Annotated in this window: 1 protein-coding gene; it reads right to left on the reverse strand. The window is 39.5% G+C overall.

Annotated features, from left to right (window positions below; translation table 11 throughout):
- Positions 1–8: 8 nt before the first annotated feature.
- A partial coding sequence (locus tag ACRHNM_RS17240; RefSeq protein ID WP_431137879.1) for a hypothetical protein occupies positions 9–258 on the reverse strand: 250 nt, incomplete at its 5' end.

Consider the following 258-nt stretch of genomic DNA (forward strand, 5'->3'; position numbering starts at 1 on the left):
TTGTCTTCCTAAGGCACGCCATGGCTACGGTCCTTAATAAGGCAGTCGTAGCCCAATTCATTCCAGAAAATTCGAAACACTTTTTCAGTTGCATGAATACTTATTTCTTGGTTAGACCTTCCAAACCTGGCCTTCAACAGTCTAAATAATTGACTTACCCAGGCCCGATCAATTTTCATCCAATCTTGTTCCAAAACATCGAAGAAGAACACTTCACTTTCATAATTAGGAAATACTTTCGGGTACCTACTCTTTTTG

Source organism: Psychroserpens mesophilus (assembly GCF_050617655.1).
GTDB classification, from domain to species: Bacteria; Bacteroidota; Bacteroidia; order Flavobacteriales; family Flavobacteriaceae; genus Psychroserpens; species Psychroserpens mesophilus_A.